Annotated in this window: 14 protein-coding genes; 9 read left to right on the top strand and 5 right to left on the bottom strand. The window is 35.5% G+C overall.

The genetic code is table 11. The features are described 5' to 3' along the window. Positions 1–15 precede the first annotated feature (15 nt). From phoR to phoU, 6 genes are all read left to right on the top strand, one after another. On the top strand, positions 16–1,314 hold the full coding sequence (phoR, locus tag RHO11_02540; GenBank protein ID WVD62025.1) for a phosphate regulon sensor histidine kinase PhoR: 1,299 nt from the start codon (positions 16–18) through the stop codon (positions 1,312–1,314). A gap of 95 nt (positions 1,315–1,409) precedes the next feature. Continuing rightward, positions 1,410–2,456 (top strand): phosphate ABC transporter substrate-binding protein PstS, encoded by a 1,047-nt coding sequence (gene pstS, locus RHO11_02535; GenBank protein WVD62024.1) that lies wholly within the window; start codon positions 1,410–1,412, stop codon positions 2,454–2,456. Positions 2,457–2,607: 151 nt separating this feature from the next. Further along, positions 2,608–3,567 (top strand): phosphate ABC transporter permease PstC, encoded by a 960-nt coding sequence (pstC, locus tag RHO11_02530; protein ID WVD62023.1) that lies wholly within the window; start codon positions 2,608–2,610, stop codon positions 3,565–3,567. Beyond that, positions 3,567–4,424: a phosphate ABC transporter permease PstA gene (gene pstA / locus RHO11_02525; protein ID WVD62022.1), complete on the top strand. Its 858-nt coding sequence runs from the start codon at positions 3,567–3,569 to the stop codon at positions 4,422–4,424. Before pstC ends, pstA begins: the two co-directional genes overlap by 1 nt. A gap of 35 nt (positions 4,425–4,459) precedes the next feature. Further along, complete coding sequence (gene pstB, locus RHO11_02520; GenBank protein ID WVD62021.1) at positions 4,460–5,224, top strand: phosphate ABC transporter ATP-binding protein PstB; 765 nt, start codon at positions 4,460–4,462, stop codon at positions 5,222–5,224. Positions 5,225–5,286: 62 nt separating this feature from the next. Next, the gene (gene phoU / locus RHO11_02515) at positions 5,287–5,994 is read left to right on the top strand and encodes a phosphate signaling complex protein PhoU (GenBank protein WVD62020.1); all 708 of its coding nucleotides are present in this window, start codon (positions 5,287–5,289) and stop codon (positions 5,992–5,994) included. A 49-nt stretch (positions 5,995–6,043) separates the two neighbouring features. On the opposite strand, the gene RHO11_02510 is transcribed toward phoU, so the two are convergent. From RHO11_02510 to RHO11_02490, 5 genes are all read right to left on the bottom strand, one after another. Continuing rightward, positions 6,044–6,631 (bottom strand): molecular chaperone, encoded by a 588-nt coding sequence (locus RHO11_02510; GenBank protein WVD62019.1) that lies wholly within the window; start codon positions 6,629–6,631, stop codon positions 6,044–6,046. Between the two features lie 172 nt (positions 6,632–6,803). Then, on the bottom strand, positions 6,804–7,643 hold the full coding sequence (locus RHO11_02505) for a DmsC/YnfH family molybdoenzyme membrane anchor subunit (GenBank protein ID WVD62018.1): 840 nt from the start codon (positions 7,641–7,643) through the stop codon (positions 6,804–6,806). 2 nt (positions 7,644–7,645) lie between these two features. Beyond that, positions 7,646–8,260 carry a DMSO/selenate family reductase complex B subunit gene (locus tag RHO11_02500; protein ID WVD62017.1) on the bottom strand — a complete coding sequence of 205 codons (615 nt, stop codon included), beginning with the start codon at positions 8,258–8,260 and terminating at the stop codon, positions 7,646–7,648. Positions 8,261–8,275: 15 nt separating this feature from the next. Beyond that, positions 8,276–10,732, bottom strand: coding sequence for a DMSO/selenate family reductase complex A subunit (locus RHO11_02495; GenBank protein WVD62016.1), 2,457 nt, complete (start codon positions 10,730–10,732; stop codon positions 8,276–8,278). Between the two features lie 203 nt (positions 10,733–10,935). Then, a complete protein-coding gene (locus tag RHO11_02490) occupies positions 10,936–11,832 on the bottom strand; it encodes a 1,4-dihydroxy-2-naphthoate polyprenyltransferase (protein WVD62015.1) in 897 nt (298 codons plus the stop codon). 278 nt (positions 11,833–12,110) lie between these two features. On the opposite strand from RHO11_02490, the gene RHO11_02485 reads away from it, so the two are divergent. The 3 genes from RHO11_02485 (at position 12,111) to treC (ending at position 16,318) form a co-directional block, all read left to right on the top strand. Then, on the top strand, positions 12,111–13,085 hold the full coding sequence (locus RHO11_02485) for a LacI family DNA-binding transcriptional regulator (GenBank protein ID WVD62014.1): 975 nt from the start codon (positions 12,111–12,113) through the stop codon (positions 13,083–13,085). Between the two features lie 125 nt (positions 13,086–13,210). Further along, positions 13,211–14,614, top strand: coding sequence for a PTS trehalose transporter subunit IIBC (gene treB / locus RHO11_02480; GenBank protein WVD62013.1), 1,404 nt, complete (start codon positions 13,211–13,213; stop codon positions 14,612–14,614). Positions 14,615–14,626: 12 nt separating this feature from the next. Beyond that, positions 14,627–16,318 (top strand): alpha,alpha-phosphotrehalase, encoded by a 1,692-nt coding sequence (gene treC / locus RHO11_02475; protein ID WVD62012.1) that lies wholly within the window; start codon positions 14,627–14,629, stop codon positions 16,316–16,318. Positions 16,319–16,361 lie beyond the last annotated feature (43 nt).

Here is a 16,361-nt window from a genome sequence, read left to right as displayed (position 1 = left end):
ACAGCAGGAGTTACTTTGTTAAAACACAATTTTTGGCAACGTATCGTATGTGAAATTACACTAGTATTAATTATTGCCGCTATTTTAGGTACGGTTTTTGGACGAGTTTGGTTAGTCATAACGATAGCGCTATTAGTTCTAATATTGTATTACGCATACCAATTACAACGTTTATCCTATTGGATCTGGCAACAAAATAATGTCTATCCTTCAACGGGATTTGGTGCTTTAAATCTATTGTTTTATGGCTTACATAAGCGACAAAGAAGACAACGTAATAAGCAAAATGAGCTAGCGAATATTATTAAGCGTTTTCGCCATGGCGCTGAATCAATTCCTGATTCACTTTTACTCGTAGAAGATAATGGTGCAATAACGTGGTGCAATAAGATAGCGCAAAATGAGCTTAATATTCATTGGCCATATGATAAAGGACAAAATATTGTCAATCTTATCCGCTATCCTCAGTTTGCCGATTATATGGCGAAAAGAAATTTTTCTCAGCCTCTTACGTTATTATTTAGACAACAATACTATATTGAATTTAGAATTATTCCTTATATTGATAAACAATGGATTGTTATCGCCCGTGACGTGGGGCATCTCTATTTAGCAGAAAAACAGCGACGAGACTTCTTTACTAATGCTAGCCATGAATTAAGGACGCCGATTACTGTGCTTAAAGGTTATTTAGATATGCTTGCTGATGACATGATATCTGCTGAAGATTACCAAAAGACCATACAGACTATGCAGTCTCAGACTAATCGTATGGAAAACTTAATTGAGCAGATATTGGCGTTAAGTAATATCGAAAATAGTCCACTCAATAAAACGATGCAAAAGGTTAATGTGCCAGCCATCCTCCATAATATCGAACAGGATATTAAACAGATCTATCCACATTATTTAGTCTCATTTACTATTGATGATCAACTAAGGGTAATTGGTGTTAAGTCTCAGTTAGAAAGTGTCATAACGAATTTGATTTATAATGCAATCAAACACACACCAGATGGGACCGCTATTAATATTGAGTGGCGACATGTTAGTTATGGTGCTTATTTTAGTGTTAAAGACTCTGGTCCCGGTATCGCATCTCATCATCTCAACCGTTTAACCGAACGTTTTTATAAAGTTGATGATGCTCGATTTATTGCATCTAGTAGTAGTGGATTAGGGTTAGCTATTGTTAAACATGCGCTACTTAATCATGGTAACACCAAGTTACAAATCAGGAGTAAATTGACTGAGGGTAGCCAGTTCTCTTTTGTATTACCTGAGCAATATATCGATCATAGTAATGATATTTAACCGATGAGATATTTTGTCATATTCTTGTCATATATTTCAGATACGATTATCTCAATAAAGAAGTTGCATTAATTAATCTTAATAGAGAGGTCTTTATGAACAGACGAGTGATATTATCAACATTAATTGGTTCACTATTTGCATTTTCGCTAACAGCGCAAGCCGATGTCAATTTAACTGGGGCCGGTGCCTCTTTCCCAGCTCCGATTTATGCCAAATGGGCAGATAGCTACTATAAGCAGACTCAAGTTAAAGTTAATTATCAGGCAATTGGTTCATCTGGTGGTATTAAACAAATTAATGCTAAAACAGTTGATTTTGGTGCAAGTGATATGCCGCTATCTGATAGCCAATTAAAAGAACAAGGATTATTTCAATTCCCAACAGTAATTGGTGGTATTGTTATTGTTGTTAATGTTAATGGAATTACATCCGGTCAATTGTTGCTAGATGGACAAACATTAGGCGATATCTTTTTAGGTAAGATTAAAAAATGGAATGATCCTGCTATTGCAAAACTAAATCCAACATTAAATTTACCTAACCTAGCCATTAATGTGGTTAGAAGGGCGGACGGTTCTGGTACTTCATATGTATTTACTCAATATCTAAGTAAAGTAAATAGCGTTTGGAAAGATGAAGTAGGGGTTGGTACCGTTGTTAATTGGCCAACAGGTATTGGTGGTAAAGGTAATGATGGTGTAGCGGCATTTGTACAACGTTTACCTGGTTCAATCGGTTTTGTTGAATATGCTTATGCAAAACAAAATCACCTAACTTATAGTAAACTCTATTCAGCTGACCATACGATTGTTGAACCATCAGAAACCAGCTTTAGTGCAGCAGCGCAAAATGCAAAATGGGATCAATCATTTGCTCAGGACTTAACTTTCCAATCCGGTGAAAATGCTTGGCCAATTACATCTGCGACCTTTATTTTATTGCAAAAACAACAAGATAATAGTAGTAAAGGGCGAGCTGTTCTTGATTTCTTCAATTGGACTTATCAGTATGGTAAAGACCAAGCGGTAGCGCTTGATTATGCAGTATTACCTGAGAGTGTTGTGAAAACGATTAATCAAGCTTGGCACACTCAAATTACGGATAAACAAGGTGCTGAAATTTATCCAGTAAAGAACTAAAATCACGATAAAGTTCATCAAAAGCCCTGCAATAGTTGGGCAATATTTAAGTTGTAGTGATGTGATATTGAAATGATGACTAGCACAATTAGTTACAGTGTAACTAATTGTGCTGTTAGTATCAAATAGAATAAATGTAAGAAGAGACAATATGGTTAAACAAAAATCAGTTAGCAATACACCAAATCGATGGGGCGATATTATTTTTGATCTTATTGTCAGGGGCGCTGGTATTGGTGTTTTATTGCTTTTAGGTGGCATTATTTTATCACTGATGATTGCTGCTTGGCCAAGTATTACGCATTTTGGCTTTGCTTTTTTATGGAATAAAGAGTGGAATGTGCCCGCTGAAGAGTTTGGCGCTCTCGTTCCTATTTATGGTACATTAGTAACATCAGCGATTGCACTAATTATTGCTGTACCAGTCAGTTTTGGTATTGCACTATTTCTAACTGAATTATCGCCTACATGGCTCAAACGTCCACTGGGTATCGCTATTGAATTATTAGCGGCTATTCCAAGTATCGTATATGGTATGTGGGGATTATTTGTTTTTGCGCCACTTTTTTCTGTCTATTTTCAAATCCCAATTTCTGATATTTTTGCTAATATTCCTATTTTAAATATATTTTTTACCGGGCCAGCCTTTGGTATTGGTATTTTAGCCGCGGGGCTCATTCTGGCGATTATGATTATTCCTTATATCGCTTCAGTTATGCGCGATGTATTTGAACAAACTCCTGTATTAATGAAAGAAGCGGCTTATGGCGTTGGCTGTACTACTTGGGAGTGTGTACGTTATATCGTTCTACCTTATACTAAAAATGGTGTTATTGGCGGTATTATGTTAGGTCTTGGACGAGCCTTAGGTGAAACGATGGCGGTAACATTTATTATTGGTAATACTTATCAACTGGATAGTTTCTCATTGTTTATGCCTGGTAATAGTATTACTTCGACTCTAGCTAATGAGTTTGCCGAAGCTGAACCTGGTTTACATACCGCAGCATTAATGGAATTAGGATTAATCCTATTTGTTATTACATTTATTGTTCTTGGTTTTTCAAAGTTATTAATTGCGCGTTTGAATAGAAAAGAGGGTAAATCATAATGAAACCGTCTCCTATTAATTATCGACAGCATTGGCGTAAGGTTAAGAATCAATTAGTGATCAGTTTATCACTGCTCACGGTTGTATTTGGTCTATTTTGGTTAATTTGGATTTTGTTATCAACCTTTGATAAAGGTTTTGATAGCTTATCAATGGCTGTTTTTACTGAAATGACACCACCACCTAATACTGAAGGCGGTGGGTTAGCTAATGCAATTATGGGGAGTTTTTTACTGATTATTTGGGCGACATTAATTGGCACCCCATTAGGTATTTTAGCTGGAATTTATCTAGCAGAATATGGCAAAAAGTCATTTTTGGCCAATATCATTCGTTTTATTAATGATGTACTCCTTTCTGCACCATCGATTATTATTGGACTATTTGTCTATATGCTTGTGGTAACTCAGATGGGGCGTTTTTCAGGGATTGCAGGAATTATTGCCTTAGCCTTAATTCAACTACCTATCATTGTTAGAACTACTGAAAATATGCTGTTACTCGTGCCAGGAACGTTGCGAGAAGCCGCTTATGCTTTAGGTGCACCGCGTTGGCAGGTGATTTTAAAAATTACTTTAAAAGCCTCTATATCAGGTATTGTTACTGGGGTATTACTTGCTATTGCGCGTATTGCTGGTGAGACTGCACCATTGTTATTTACTTCGTTATCTAACCAATTCTGGAGTACGGATTTAACCAATCCAATTGCTAATTTACCAGTGACTATTTTTAAATTTGCCATGAGTCCATTTATTGAATGGCAGCAATTGGCATGGGTTGGGGTATTACTGATCACACTATTTGTTTTATTCCTTAATATTCTCGCAAGACTGTTATTTGCGAACAAAATTAAATAGTAATTAAACAGATATATGGACAAGGTATAAATATAATGACTGAAGCAAGCATTAAAATTAGCGTTAAAGATCTTAATTTTTATTACAATCAATTTCATGCATTGAAAAATATTAATATCGATATTAAACAAAATACTGTAACGGCCTTTATTGGTCCATCTGGGTGTGGTAAATCAACGTTACTGCGTACATTTAATAAAATGTATCAACTTTACCCAGAGCAGAGAGCGACGGGTGAAATTCTTTTAAATGGTACCGATATTTTAACTGATACAAGGGATGTGTCATTGTTGCGAGCTCAAGTCGGTATGGTTTTCCAAAAACCGACACCATTTCCCATGTCAATTTATGACAATATTGCTTTTGGTATTAAGTTGTTTGAAAAACTCTCACGCGTTGAGATGGATGAACGTGTTGAATGGGCATTAACCAAAGCTGCGTTATGGGATGAGGTTAAAGATAAATTACAACAAAGTGGTAATAGTTTATCGGGTGGACAACAGCAACGTTTATGTATCGCTCGGGGGATTGCGATTAAACCTGAAGTTCTTTTACTCGATGAACCATGTTCTGCACTCGATCCGATCTCAACTGGGCGCATTGAAGAGTTAATTAGTGAATTAAAATCTGACTATACAGTATTAATTGTCACACATAATATGCAGCAGGCTGCACGTTGTTCTGATTATACGGCATTTATGTATTTAGGTGAGTTAGTTGAATTTAATACCACAGATCGTGTATTTACCTCACCAGCTAAGAAACAGACAGAAGACTATATTACTGGACGTTATGGTTGATAGCTGAATAAGCTTAGCATAATGTAGTTGGTGCAATGATTAAAAATTAATTATAGGTGAGTATGATGGATTATTTAGGTAAACATATTTCAGGTCAATTTGATGCAGAACTTGCACATATTCGTACCCAAATGATGGTGATGGGGGGATTAGTAGAAAAACAGCTTAATGATGCAATTAGTACGCTACTCAATCATGACATTAATCTTGCCGAACAAGTGATAGAGAACGATCAACAAGTTAATAAATTAGAAGTGACGATTGATGAAGCGTGTGTAAAAATTATTGCTAAACGTCAACCGACAGCGAGTGATCTACGACTTATTATGGCGATTATCAAAGCGATTGCTGAATTAGAGCGTATCGGAGATAGTGCGAAGGATATTTGCGAGATTGCCAAACAGGAATTCACGCCTGAACAGCAGATTTTGCTAACCAGTTTAGATGCGATGGGGCATAATGTCATTCAGATGTTACACGATGTATTAGATGCCTTCACTCGAATGAATATTAATGAAGCATTACGCATTTATAAAGAAGATAAGCGCATCGTAAAAAATTACGAAATGGTGATTCGACAATTAATGACATTTATGATGGAAGATTCTCGTTCAATTCCTAATATCATTATTGCATTAAATTGTGCTCGCTCAATTTTACGAATTAGTTCTCGTTGTCAAAATATTAGTGAATTAATTTTTTACTTTGTTAAAGGTCAAGATTTTAGACATGTCGGTGATGATGTGATTGATGAGCTATTAGCTCAATAACTATTTACCACCGAGTTAATTGATTTAAAGTCTGATGATGGCAGACTAACTATTTGTATAAATAATAATGAGGGACAGTTAAGTCTAACGTTTTAACTATCGTCGATAAATACTGTTCCACAATAATTGCTAAAGCTTGATAAAACGGGCTGCCATCATACTCTTTTAATAAGCTTAAGTAGCGTGGAGCCCAAGGCATAATATGTTGGCTAATCAGCTGCTTAGCTGCATCAAATTCAGCTGACTCAATGATTAATGCAAGGGTCATCAACATTAAACCAAATTGATCTTCTGGCTCATTAATGCCGGTTTGCATAACAATATTTTGTTGTTGCAAAAATTCTCTATAGCGATGGGTTGATTCGCCCATTAATAAATTCTCTTTATCAAGGTAAACAGATCCCCAAGGCGGCGCGGGCATAAATCCTTGGCCTTCAAAAAGTATTGAATATTGATAAGGTAGTTCAGGATCATTAAGATATTTTTGTATAAGCTTACATTGAGACTGAATGAGACTTTTATTTTCCCACAAAAACAGTGATTCAATCTCATTTAAGCTGGTATATAACGGTTTTAAGGCTTCTGAAGTAGGGGGATAGTAAAAAAAAGCACCAAATAGACGTGTTGAAAGATTCATACTTTCTATCGTAAACTTCATAATTATTTTACCCAACAAATCTCTATATTATTATATTTAACCGTATTATGATAAATCATTAAATAGTAATAAAAATCAATATGTAATATATGTTTTACTTTAATGCTTTAATACATATCATTTTTTATTACCTTTTTATACTATAACGGGACTACATTGGAATAGCCCAAAGATTATAGAAGGCAATCCTACCCGACAGTTCGCCAACTAAAGCTAAGATAGCTACAGCTGCGTAAATAGCGGTAGATTTACCACATTTAAAACTATTTATAAACGTTATGATGAGCGCGATCCCTAATGTGCCACACTGTATTAGCCAAAAACAGTATTGTGCTTGTGCTAAATCAGGCGTAATCCCACTAACAAAATGGATATAAGGTAATTTTGTTGTCAATACAATTATACTACCAATAGTAAAGCATATTATACCCAGTTTACGAATACCAAATACAGTTATTGTCACGCCACCTAATATCAACATCGTACTATACATTTGTAGTACCGTATAAGGCGTATCCCAATTTTTTACTGTGGTTAGCATGTAAGTTGCAACAATTGTCCAGATAAAAAATAGACTAACTATTATCAAAACGAGTGCAAGGAGTTTTGCCATACCTGGGATATGGTTTATTTTATGAGTTAGCTTCTTTAATAATTGCAATCGGTTTCCGTTATCGGGTTGACTAAAATAAGTTAGTAAAACTGAGATAAAAGTTACTGAAAATAGTATCCCAAAGGTAAAAATTTCATTACTCATTGGTGAACGACCAATGCCGAAAATAACATTTAAGGCACGTAGGGGATGACCTAAATGAAAAGACGCTATAATCATGGCGAGAGCCATAATAATTAAAGCGACCGTATTAATTCGCATAATTTTAATAACAGAAGTAGTTTGTTTGCAAATTAGACTGTATAAGCTGGTCATTAAAACAGTTCCGGCACCCATTTGCCCGAGAACAGTAAAAAAAACTAATGGTAATTCATTCATCGTTATATCTCCTCTGGATTAAGTATACGACCAAGAGGATCGCCACTCTTTTTGGCTTTAGCGTGAGCCCTAATGACAATATTCGGTTTCGTTAACGTCGATGAGGGTAATGGTGCGATATCCCGTTCTTGTCCATATTTTTGGCGAAGCACATTGATATCATTAAATTCAAGCGCTCTTTGAGGACAAGACTCTACACAAACCGAGGAGAGTCCTTCGCTAACACGTTGGTAACAGCCATCACATTTTGACATCACTCTTTTTTGTTGATCAAATTGTGGTGCACCGTAAGGGCAGCGCATCTCGCAATATCGACAACCGATACAGACATCCTGATCGACGACAACTAGACCATCTTCACTGCGCTTATGCATAGCACCGGTTGGACAACCTTGCACACAAGTTGGTTCTTGGCAATGATTGCAAGATATTGATAAATAATAAACAAACGTATTATTTTGCCATAAACCATTAACTTGCTGCCAATCTCCACCACCATATTCATAAACTCGACGAAATTTTGGGCCGATATCGAGATTTTTTTCATCTTTACAGCTAATTTGACAAGTTTTACAGCCAGTACACTTAGTCGAATTAATATAAAAACCATATTGCATATTTTATGCCTCTTTTTATAATGATAATGATTTTATTTCAACCAAATTGGTATGTTGTGGATTGCCTTTGGCAAGTACCGATGGTCGTTGGCTGGTTAGGCGATTAATACAGCCGCCAATATCAACACCTTCTTTATTGGTTTTAGCCCAAGCACCTTGTGGGATTGCCAGTACCCCAGGCATAATACGAGGTGTCACTTTTGCGGGCATATATAATCGCCCGCGATCATTATAGACTTCGACTAGTTGACCATGCTTAATCTGACGTTTTTCTGCATCGATTGGATTTATCCAGATCGCATCAACCGCGGCCTCTTTTAGCTGCGGTAGATTTGCATAACTGGAATGGCAATGAGCTTTAGTATGGTATCCGGTTAATTGTAACGGGTATTTTACTAAACTTGCGCTATCTTCGATGCCTTCGATTGCTGGTAAATAAGCAGGAATAGGGTAAAGTTTATCTTTTTCATCAAGTTGCCAATCTTGAGCAATATTTGCCAATGTTTCTGAGTAGAATTCTATTTTACCTGATGGCGTATTTAATGGATGATTTATCGGATCATCATGAAAATCTTTTAGTGCGATATATTCATCACTATTTGCAATTCGACGATCAATAACACCTTTGCCATCTGTTTGCGCAAAAGGCGGTAAAATCTGATTATTAGCGCGTGTTTTTTCATAGCAATAAACGATCCAATCCTCATAACTTTTACCTTCGGTGAATTCATCTTTTACACCTAATTTTTCAGCAACTTCAGCTAATACATCATAGGTAATACGATTTTCCCACAAAGGTTTAATCGCTGCTTGCATACGAATTAAATAGTGATAGGCACCCGATTGGTATGAGTTATTAATAATGTCATTAGTTTCAACTCCGGAAACATCAGGTAGTAATAAATCAGCATATTTTGCAGAGGCAGTCATATGCGTATCCCAAACTAAAATAAATTCACACTTTGATTCATCAGATAGAATTTCATGTGTTTTATTTAAATCGGCATGTTGATTACCTATTACGTTACTGGCGTAATTCCATAAAAATTTAATACCTACATCAAGTTTATCTTTTCCTTTAATGAAGGCATTTTTAGCAGTTAAATTTTCACCTTCTTCAATAGCTTTAGTCCATAAAAAAACTGGGATTGTAACCGTTACTGGATTACTGGTTGGCATTCCGGCTACAGGATAAGAGACACTGCCACCCCAAGTACCGATATTGGTACCTTTACGACCAAATTGCCCAGTCATAATAGGTAAAGCCATAATTGCTCTTGCCGCATGTTCCCCAGTTTGGGTACGTTGAACTCCCCAACCTTGCGAGATCCAAGCTGCTTTTGCTGCCACGATTTCTCTTGCTAATTGACGTATCCTATCAGCAGGAATCCCTGTCAATTTTTCAGCCCATTCAGGCGTTTTTGCAACGTTATCTGAGCTTAGACCTAAAATATAAGATTTATAGTTACTGTTGGCTGGAGCACTTGCAGGTAATGTATCACTATTCCAGCCTACGCAGTATTTATTTAGCATCGCTTCATTAATGAGATTTTCATCGATTAGCGTATAACCAATAGCGGCAACGAGTGCAGCATCAGTTCCCGGTCTAATTGGTAGCCATTCAGCATTATAAGCAACAACGCTATCATTACAACGAGGATCAATAATAATGACCTTAGCTTTACTTTGTTCTAACGCATGATAAAGCTCTGTAACTTGTCCTCCACCAGACATTCTGGTTTCAGCAATATTTTGTCCAAACATGACGACTAAATCAGAATATTTGATTTGATCAAATAACGACTGTAATTGCGTACCATAATTATTATTTGTTTGGCCAAATAGATAAGGCTGAATTGTCATAATTTGAGCATCAGAGTAGGTACCATGATAGTCAACGAAACCACCAAGAATATTGAGTAATCGTTTGCTGGTATTTCTACCACTAAGATTTGCTCCGGTGGTACCTGAGCCATATTGATAAAAAATGGCTTCGTTGCCATAGGTATCGATGGTGTGACGTAATTTTTGAGCTAATAAAGTTGTGGCTTCATCCCACGATATTTTTTTAAATTTACCTTCACCACGCTTACCAATTCTTAGCATCGGGGATTTTAAACGTTCAGGATTATATGTTCGCCAACGGACAGACCGTCCTCGTAAGCAGGGACGAATTTGATGTTGTCCAAAAATATTATCATTAATTCCGTTTTCAACAGAAATTTTAGTGATGATATCATTCTTTACGTGTACTTTTAATGGGCAGCGACTACCGCAATTGACTAAACATGCACTATAGCTAATGATTTCCTTATCGGTATTACTGTTTATCGTCGATTTTGTTTGTTCTGTTTGTGCATAGGCCATCGGTAATTTAAGATTACCCAATAATGCTGTAGCACCACCAACGACAAGTGATTTTTGTAAAAAATTACGTCGACTCACATTTTGAGGTTTATTTTTATCATTCATAGCATATATCCATACTTTTTTTATGGTATTAATGCTTATAATAAACTGAAATTATTTAAGACTAAATAAAAATATTAACTTATTGAAAAAATTAATTTTAATGATAATGACTTTCATTTTCTTATCATAAAAAGTAATTATTAATGATATTTAATATGCCTTATAATTAAACTTTTATAATGCTTATTTAAATGCTTTTCTTATTAACTTAAAATAATACCAATACAATAAAGAGTATTCGTTAACATAGCGAATTTTACCATTTTAAATAGTAGAGGAGCCATCGCTGGCGTTGAACGATATCGAAAAACATCACGAATCTGTTGATACATCAACGGTAATCCCAATAGAAACAGATAACTAAAAGGGGTATTTAAATAGTAATAAGAAAAATGTAATAAACATGCAAAAGCTAAAATTAATAACAGAGTATGGTAATAGCAACCAGCTTTATCACCAATTAAGACAATCAGCGTCCGTTTATTGTTTTGTTTATCGCTATGCACATCTCGTAAATTATTGATATTAAGTACGGCAACTGATAATAATCCACAGCCAAAAGCAGGGAAAAGTATGAATAAAGGTAACGCTTTAGTTTGTAGATAATAGCTACCTAAAATACTTACTAAACCAAAAAATATTAGTACTGACAAATCACCAAACCCAATATAACCATAGGGTTTTTTCCCTACGGTATAAGTGATTGCCGCAATAATTGATAATAAGCCTAATATAATAAACTGAACAAATTCAATATAGGAATCACAAGCGACAATAAGCAGGGTAATCCCACTAATTACACACATTATTAGGTTGATGAATAGGGCTCGTCGTAACTGTTTTAATGTAATTAGTCCATGCTGGATACCACGTAATGGGCCGATTCGATTAACTTTATCAGCCCCTTTTACGGTGTCGCCATAATCATTAGCGAGATTAGATAGCACTTGTAATAAGATGGCAGTTAATAGCGTTAATAGCATAATCCCAATATTAAAGTGTTGTTGCCAATAAGCTAAAGCATTACCAACAAAAATAGCAGATAGCGCTAACGGTAACGTTTTTAAACGAAAACTATCAATCCAGGCAGTGATTTTCATTATATCAATTATTACATTTCGGTATATTTATCGTAGATTGTTTGAATCATATCAGGATTCGTTTCAATATTCATCGAATTTTGATTAGATAACAAGACTTGATATAACTTTGTTTATTTACTAGTAAATTGCAATAAGAGTCTTTCAGAGATGAATGATGATAGGGGAAAGCTAATATAGCAGTTGATGGTTATTTCATATTGACTCCAATTCGGGGAAAACCTACAATCGACTATATTAATTTTTATTAAAAAATTGTATTTTTATAGATAACTACTATGAGTCATTGCCATAACATCACGATTAAAGATATTGCCAAACTTGCTGGGGTCAGTAAATCAACGGTATCAAGAGTGATTAATAATGAAAAAGGCGTGAGTGCCGCAGCTCGGCAAAAAATTCAAAAGGTTATTGAAGAGTGCCAATTTACGCCATCGATATCAGCTAGGGGATTAAAAGGTCATAATAAACGTGTTATTGCTGTGATCGTTACTCGCCTTGACTCTCATTCAGAAAACTTAGCCCTTAAATCAATATTATCTATTTGTGAGACAAAAAATATTGATGTATTAGTGTTAGAAAGCCAATTTAATAATACGGTTTTCAATCAACATTTATCTATGCTATTTTCTCGACAAATTGATGGGATTATTGCATTCTCTTTTTCAGAACTTACACTAGAACAGGCTGGGTATTGGAAAAATCGGATTGTTTTTATTTCACAGCGAGTGACTAATTTTATCTCTATCATCTATGACAATAAAGGGGCAGTAGAAAAACTATATCAACTTTATGCAGCACAATTTGAGCATATTGCCTATATCGGTATTGATGATAAAGATCTCTCCACAGGCAAAGAACGTAATCAACATTATCGCGATTTGTGTGAACAATCCCATAAGCCTTCCTATATTTACTGTGCTAATTTATCATTTACGTCAGGATATGAACAAGCCAAACAACTCTTTAATCAACACCAACATATACAGGCTATTATTTGTGCAACCGATAATATTGCATTAGGGGTTTGTAAATTTTGTCACGAAACGGGGCGTGAGATTAAAATTGGTTATATTGGCTGTAATGTTATGTTAGATTTTCTATTTCCTAATTTAGATCGTGTTAATCTTCATGTTGATCTTAGCGGTAAATTGGCTATTGATCAGTTGCTTCAATTAATTAAGCATCCTAATGATGAGCGTTATCAAGAAAGTGTACTGATGCAGCCCTGTACATTATTACCTTGTAAATAATCATATTGTAAATAAAATGATCTAGTTCACAATTTTAAGCTATTTTTTTTGTTTATATTTGCTTTTTCATATTTAGGATATTAGGATGGGAACGTTCCCTATTTTAATTTTATTAAAGGCCAATTATGAACAATTCCAGTAAAATAGAGTCATTAAATCAACTCATTGATGCTATTGGCGGTAAAGCTAATATTGTGAGTGTGACTCACTGTTTAACGCGTTTTCGATTTGTTTTAAATGATCCTAACTTAGCTGATGTTGAAACGATTAAAACCATTAGTGCTGTAAAAGGCTGCTTCACACAAGCAGGGCAGTTTCAAGTCATCATTGGTACTGATGTCAGTGACTATTATCCATTATTGTTAAATTTAATTGGCAAAGAAGAGTCGTCAAAAGAAGAGGTTAAAAAAGCAGCCACTAAAAATATGAAGTGGTGGGAAAAAGCCTTATCGGATTTAGCGGAAATTTTTGTCCCTTTATTACCTGCATTGATTGCAGGGGGGTTACTGCTTGGATTTAGAAATATTATCGGTGAGATGCCGATTAGTGATGGTAAAAAACTCACTGATATTTGTCCTATTCTCATTCCAATCTATAATTTTTTATGGTTACCGTGTGAAGCCATTTTCCACTTTTTACCCGTTGCTATTTGTTGGTCAACCGTCAGAAAAATGGGGGGATCACCCGTCCTTGGTATTGTTTTAGGTGTAACATTAGTTTCACCGCAATTACTTAATGCCTACGCGTTAGGTAGTACAATCCCAGATGTTTGGGATTTTGGTTTTATTCAGATTGAAAAAGTAGGTTATCAAGCGCAGGTGATTCCTTCTATTTTAGCTGGTTTATTCTTAGGCTGGTTTGAAACACGTTTCAAACGAATCGTGCCGAGTTATCTCTATTTAGTTGTTGTACCGTTTGTATCTATTGTTGTTGCTGTTGTTGCCGCTCATTTTGTAATTGGGCCAATCGGTCGTGAATTAGGCAATGGTGTATCATATGTTGTTAGATTATTAATGACTGGTGATTTTGCGGCGATTGGTTCGGCTATTTTTGGATTTTTTTATGCACCTTTAGTTATCACCGGGATTCATCATACTACACTAGCAATTGATATGCAGATGACCAAAGATTTTGGCGGAACACCAATTTGGCCAATTATTGCCTTATCTAATATTGCACAGGCATCTGCTGTGGTTGGAATGATTATTGTCGGTAAAAAACAAGAACGCGATATTACTATTCCCGCTGCTATTTCAGCCTATTTAGGTGTAACAGAACCTGCAATGTATGGCGTTAACTTAAAATACCGTTATCCGATGTTGTGTGCAATGATCGGTGCTGCCTTAGCAGGACTTATTTGTGGTCTATTTGGCGTATTATCAAATGGCATCGGTGTTGGTGGATTACCAGGTATTTTATCCATTAAACCTCAATATTGGATAGTTTATCTATTTGCAATGCTAGTCGCTATAGTGGTGCCAATCCTATTAACCTCATTAATTTTTAAAATTAAAAGTAAACAAGCGTAAGAAGGTTGAATAATGAATACAATCATATCAAATAACAATTGGTGGCAAAAAGGGGTGATTTACCAGATCTATCCCAAAAGCTTTCAATCAACAAAAAATGTACAAGCTAATGCGTTAGCAATAGGTGATTTACAAGGTATTATTCAACGTTTAGATTACTTAAAAACGCTTGGCGTTGATGGAATTTGGATTACACCAATTTATCCTTCGCCGCAAGTCGATAACGGTTACGATATTGCCGATTATTACGATATTAACCCAGATTACGGTACGTTAGATGATTTTGATGAGTTAGTGACAAAGGCTCATCAAAAAGGGATTAAGATCATGCTTGATATGGTATTTAATCATACATCGGATAAACATTTTTGGTTTCAACAAGCGCTAGATCCTAATAGTGAATATCGCGACTTTTATATCTGGAAAAATGGTAAAGATAATAATCAATCTCCACCAAATAACTGGCGATCTAAATTTGGTGGTGGGGCCTGGAAGTGGCACGAAGTATCAAAACAGTACTATTTACATCTATTTTCCGAAAATCAGCCGGATCTGAATTGGGAAAACTCAAAAGTGCGTGCCGAAATCGTTAAAGTTTGTCAATTCTGGATTAAACGTGGCGTCGATGCATTACGTTTAGATGTTATTAATTTGATCTCAAAACAGCAAGATTTTCTCGATGATTTACAAGGCGATGGCCGCCGATTCTATACTGATGGTCCACGGGTACACGAATACCTTCAAGAATTGAGTACTAAAGTATTTCAACCTAATCAAACCGTAACGGTTGGTGAAATGTCCTCAACAACGCTAGATAACTGTGTCAAATATGCTAATTTAGATGGTAAAGAACTCTCAATGGTATTTAATTTTCATCATTTAAAAGTCGATTATCCTAATGGTGAAAAGTGGTGTGTTGCAAAACCTGATTTTATTGAGCTTAAAAAGATTTTTAGCTACTGGCAACAAGGTATGCACAATAAAGCATGGCCAGCACTATTTTGGTGTAATCATGACCAGCCAAGAATCGCGTCTCGATTTGGTTCAGAAGGGCAATATCATCATGTGTCAGCAACTTGCTGGGCAATGATTCTTTATGGTATGCAGGGGACACCTTATATCTATCAAGGTGAAGAGATCGGTATGTTAAATCCGCATTTCGATTCGATAAAACAATATCGAGATATTGAATCACTTAATTTCTATCATGAAAAAATTGAACATGGTCTATCAGAAAAAGAGATTCTGGCGATTTTAGCTCAGAAATCACGAGATAATAGCCGAACACCAATGCAGTGGAATGATGCAGCGTTTGCTGGATTTTCACAATATACACCTTGGATTAGCGTAGCTAAACAGTATCCATCAATTAACGTTGAAAAAGCATTGGCTGATAAGTCATCAATATTCTACTTCTATCAAATGTTAATTCAATTGAGAAAGCAGTATGAGATTTTAATTTTAGGGGATTATCAAGATTTATTACCTGCAAGTAATGATCTTTGGATCTATCAACGTCAATATCAACACGCTATCTTAACGGTTGTTGCCAATTTGACTGATAAAAAACAAAAAATGGCTCATCCAATCGTGATAAAAGAGACAACAAAAATTGTATGTCATAACTATTCACATCCGATTAAAGAGATGTTGACTGAACTGGAGCCTTATCAAACACTATATTTACTCAATGAATTAGATTAAAAAACATTAAGACCGAGTACCCAAGATTCATTTTAGGAGATAT

Source organism: Orbaceae bacterium BiB, assembly GCA_036251205.1.
Taxonomy (GTDB): domain Bacteria; phylum Pseudomonadota; class Gammaproteobacteria; order Enterobacterales; family Orbaceae; genus Orbus; species Orbus mooreae.
This window is presented reverse-complemented; position numbering and strand designations above follow the sequence as displayed.

Coding starts and splice junctions, on each gene's coding strand:
- pstS (WVD62024.1), top strand. CDS start 1,410: ATGAACAGACGAGTGATATTATCAACATTAATTGGTTCACTATTTGCA.
- pstC (WVD62023.1), top strand. CDS start 2,608: ATGGTTAAACAAAAATCAGTTAGCAATACACCAAATCGATGGGGCGAT.
- pstA (WVD62022.1), top strand. CDS start 3,567: ATGAAACCGTCTCCTATTAATTATCGACAGCATTGGCGTAAGGTTAAG.
- pstB (WVD62021.1), top strand. CDS start 4,460: ATGACTGAAGCAAGCATTAAAATTAGCGTTAAAGATCTTAATTTTTAT.
- phoU (WVD62020.1), top strand. CDS start 5,287: ATGATGGATTATTTAGGTAAACATATTTCAGGTCAATTTGATGCAGAA.
- RHO11_02510 (WVD62019.1), bottom strand. CDS start 6,631: ATGAATCTTTCAACACGTCTATTTGGTGCTTTTTTTTACTATCCCCCT.
- RHO11_02505 (WVD62018.1), bottom strand. CDS start 7,643: ATGAATGAATTACCATTAGTTTTTTTTACTGTTCTCGGGCAAATGGGT.
- RHO11_02500 (WVD62017.1), bottom strand. CDS start 8,260: ATGCAATATGGTTTTTATATTAATTCGACTAAGTGTACTGGCTGTAAA.
- RHO11_02495 (WVD62016.1), bottom strand. CDS start 10,732: ATGAATGATAAAAATAAACCTCAAAATGTGAGTCGACGTAATTTTTTA.
- RHO11_02490 (WVD62015.1), bottom strand. CDS start 11,832: ATGAAAATCACTGCCTGGATTGATAGTTTTCGTTTAAAAACGTTACCG.
- RHO11_02485 (WVD62014.1), top strand. CDS start 12,111: ATGAGTCATTGCCATAACATCACGATTAAAGATATTGCCAAACTTGCT.
- treB (WVD62013.1), top strand. CDS start 13,211: ATGAACAATTCCAGTAAAATAGAGTCATTAAATCAACTCATTGATGCT.
- treC (WVD62012.1), top strand. CDS start 14,627: ATGAATACAATCATATCAAATAACAATTGGTGGCAAAAAGGGGTGATT.